This is a genomic window from Streptomyces sp. LS1784 (assembly GCF_020103755.1).
GTDB lineage: Bacteria > Actinomycetota > Actinomycetes > Streptomycetales > Streptomycetaceae > Kitasatospora.
In genome coordinates, this window is sequence record NZ_JAHSQD010000988.1 from 1 (window position 1) to 1,768 (window position 1,768).

At 74.9% G+C, this 1,768-nt stretch carries 2 protein-coding genes; both read right to left on the reverse strand.

Features of this window, described 5'->3' with window-relative positions:
* Positions 1-169: 169 nt before the first annotated feature.
* Entirely contained in the window at positions 170-1,438 is a 1,269-nt protein-coding gene (locus KS423_RS44945) for a DUF4255 domain-containing protein (RefSeq protein ID WP_224285433.1), read from the reverse strand.
* A 114-nt stretch (positions 1,439-1,552) separates the two neighbouring features.
* Positions 1,553-1,768, reverse strand: a 216-nt coding sequence (locus KS423_RS44950) for a hypothetical protein (protein ID WP_224285434.1), incomplete at its 5' end; no start/stop codon positions are given.

The window sequence follows — 1,768 nt, forward strand, 5'->3', positions numbered from 1 at the left end:
GGGGGCCGACGGGACGGCGGGCTCGGCAGAACGGCCGGCCGCGTGCGCGTCGACCCGTTCGAGCACGGCGGCGACCGCGGCGGACAGCGACTCCCGGTGCGAGTCGTCCGCCGAGCCGTCGCGGCCCTGCCTCCGGCGCGTGCTCATCTCCCAACCCCCCGTCCTGCGGTCAGCGCGTCAAGTCCACGACCGGGCCGGTGAAGGCCCCGTCGCCGGACACCGTCAACTCGCTCGGCACGCCGTCCACCTGGATCCGGGCCAGGTACGCCGTCGGGCGGACGCCGACGACCGGCACCCGGACCTCGAACGGGTCGGTGCGCGGCAGCGGCGGCGCGGGTGCGCGGAACTGGCGGCTCGCCTCGGGCCGCCCGGCGGGCGGGTGCAACTCGTCCAGTAGCAGCAGGACTTGCTGGTCGTTCCGGAGCGGCAGGTCCAGCCGGAAATCCAGCCGGGCCGAGACCCCGGCCGGTCCGTCGCTGCGGTCCGCGGTGCCGATCGGCGCGACGATCCGCGGCTGCCGGGCGAAGGTCTGCACGTTGGACTCCACGGCGAGGTGCTCGGCGGCCGGTCGGCCGTCCAGTGCCAGCCCGTGCAGCACCTGCACCTGGAACACACCGGGCGGCAGGTCCTCCGGTACGGCGACCACCAGGCGGTCGTCCCGGACACCGCCCGGGTCGACCGTCACCCGGCGCTCGCCCAGCCGGGCCACCACCAGGTCCGCGCGCAGGCCGGAGCCGTCCACCACCAGCTCCCGGTCCTTGGTCACCGGCCCTTCCGCGGGGGCGCCCTGGGACCCGGCGGGCCGGGAGAGCACCCGCTCGACGACCGGTCCGCGGGACGGCGCGGCCCGCACGGAACGGCGCAGCACCGGCTTGCCGGCCACCGGATCGGCCTTGCCCTCCACGAAGACGGCGGTGGCCTGGTAGGCCACGGACAGCGCGTACGGCGTCTGGAACAGCGTCATCCACAGCTTGGACATCTCGTCCACGTCCATCGGCGTGGGCGTGAAGCGCACCCGCTGCGGCGAGGCGGCCAGGTCCGTCCCCACCAGGTACGGCTGGGTGGCCGCCTCCTCGATCAACTGCCGGGACAGCAGCGGCTGTTCGGTCAGCGCCCGGACCACGCAGCCGAGCAGCCGCTGGCCGACCAGCTGGGTCTCCTCGCCGTAGCAGCTGATCAGGTAGTGCAGGTCCAGGGCGGCAGCCGGCCGGGTCAGCACGGTGCCGTCGGTCGCGCGGGTGGGCGCGTCGCGGTTGCGCAGCGAGGCGTTGGGCGTGACCTGGTAGAGGAAGACGGTGATGGTCGGGTCGGTGGGCGGCTCGGTCGGCGGCTTGCGGGCGCTGACCTCGACCGCGAACGGGATGTCGGGCGAGAGCGCTCGGGTGATGAGCAGCCGCAGCGCCTCGCTCACGGTGGCGATCGCGAGGTGGTTACTCATGCGTCCGCCTCGCTGCGCTCGGCAGGGGCATTCGCCCGTACGCACCTTCGGATGGCTCGCTCGCTCCGCTCGCTCACGGGTTCACCCCCTCGGTCATGTGCCCCACCCGCTCGCTCATGAGGTCTCCCGGTTGAGGTACTTGTCCAGGTCGAGGGCCGGGCCCGGGCGGGCGGCCGCCGGCTTGTGCGGTCCGGCCGGGGTGCGCTGGGCGGCCTTGACCTCGACCCGCCCGATCTGGACCCGTACCACCCGCTCGACCGGCCGCTGCTGGCGGTGGCTCCCGGTCCCGTGCGTCTGGCCCGGGGCAGCTGCCACGGCGGCCCGCCGTAC

Excerpts from the sequence above, each read along its gene's own strand:
- KS423_RS44945 (WP_224285433.1), bottom strand. The coding sequence starts at position 1,438 with ATGAGTAACCACCTCGCGATCGCCACCGTGAGCGAGGCGCTGCGGCTG.